2 protein-coding genes and 1 pseudogene are annotated in these 1,581 nt (G+C 75.1%); all 3 read right to left on the reverse strand.

Going from position 1 to position 1,581, the window contains the following annotated elements; all coding sequences use genetic code 11:
• A pseudogene (locus VIB55_RS14480) lies at window positions 1–344 on the reverse strand (hypothetical protein); the annotation flags it as partial.
• Window positions 345–351: 7 nt separating this feature from the next.
• A complete protein-coding gene (locus VIB55_RS14485; protein WP_331877366.1) occupies window positions 352–723 on the reverse strand; it encodes a response regulator in 372 nt (123 codons plus the stop codon).
• On the reverse strand, window positions 698–1,581 hold an 884-nt coding region (locus VIB55_RS14490; RefSeq protein ID WP_331877367.1), incomplete at its 5' end, for a response regulator. The genes VIB55_RS14490 and VIB55_RS14485, both read right to left, overlap by 26 nt.

Raw genomic sequence — 1,581 nt, forward strand, 5'->3', positions numbered from 1 at the left:
GCCTCGCGGGCCAGCCCCTCGCGGTCCAGCGGGTGGTGAAAGACGCGCGTGGGCTTGAGCGTGGCCAGCAGCGCCGCGAGCCCGGGGCCGGGGGCGCCGGCGGGCGCGGTGACGAAGAGCGCCGGGCCGTCTGCCCCGCGACCGGCCAGCGCCTGGACGACCGCGGGCTCCAGCAGCGCCGCGTCGACCACGGCCAGCTGGAAGCGCGACGCGCGCAGCGCCTCGGCCGCCTCGGCGGCGGCCGGAAGGAAGTGCACGCTGGCGCCGCCCAGCCGGCGGGCCAGCCACCCGGGAACGTCGGGAGGCAGCCCGGCCACCAGGACGGCGGCGGGAGAGGGGCTCACGCGGCGGTCACCACCCGAGCACGGCCGCCACCTCGTCGGCCAGCGCCATGGGGTCGAAGGGCTTGGCTAGCACCCCCACCACGCCCAGGTCCTCGAAGGCGGCGCGGTCTGAGGCCTGCACCTTGGCCGTGAGCAGGATCACGGGAATGCCGGCCGTCTCCGGATCGGCCTTCAGGTGGCGCACCGTGGTGGGCCCGTCCATGTCGGGCATCATCACGTCCATCAGGATGGCCTCGGGCTTCAGCGCGCGCGCGGCGGCCAGCGCCCGGGCCCCGGACGAGGCCGTGTGCACCTCCCATCCGGCGGTCATCGCCAGCGAAAGCTGGGCGACTTCGCGGATGTCGTCTTCGTCGTCAACCAGCAGCAGCGTGTGGCTCATCGGGTTCGGCTCGTCGCGCGGGCGCGATCCTGTTCAGCAGGGTGACGACCCGCCGCTCGAAGTCTTCCGGCGGAAGGCGGCCCTTGGTGAGGAACTCGGTGTGGCCCAGGCGCAGGCGCTCGCGGTCGCCCTCGTCCAGGTCGCGGGCGGAGTACACCACGAGGGGCACCCCGGCCAGCCCGGCGCCGCGAAGGCGCTCCACCACCCAGAAGCCGTCGCCGTGGGGCAGGGCCAGGTCCAGCACGATCATGTCGGGCGGGCTGGTGCGGCTGGTTTCCACCGCCTCCACCCCCGTGGCGGCGTGCATGGCCTCGATGCCGTGGCGCCCGAACATGTCGGTGAGCAGGCGCGCCAGGTCGGGGTCGTCTTCCACCACCAGCACCCGGCGGGGACGGGCGCGGCGCGCCACGGCCTCTTCCAGCGCATGGAGCAGCCCCTGCTCGGCGAAGGGCTTTTCCACCCACTCCACCACGTCGCGCTGCTCCTGCACGCGGGGCATGGGCTTCACGGCGCTCAGGATGACCACCGGGATGTCGGCGGTCTCCGGGCCGCGGCGCAGCGCGCGCAGCGTGTCGGAGCCGTTCATCCCCGGCATCATCATGTCCAGCAGGATGGCGCGGGGGCGGATGCGCGCCGCCTCGCGCAGCGCCGACTCGCCGTCCGCCACCCCCACGGTACGGTAGCCCCACCCCTGCAGGATCTCTTCGACGGTGGCCAGCATCACCGGGTCGTCGTCGCACACCAGCACCAGCGGCCCCTCGGGGTCGCGGGCGGGCTCGGGGACCGCCGGTGCCGCGCCGGCCTCGCGCGTGGCGGCCGGGTCGCGCGTCACGTCGTCGCCCGCCTCGGGCGAGGGGA

Source organism: Longimicrobium sp., from assembly GCF_036554565.1.
Classification (GTDB): Bacteria; Gemmatimonadota; Gemmatimonadetes; order Longimicrobiales; family Longimicrobiaceae; genus Longimicrobium.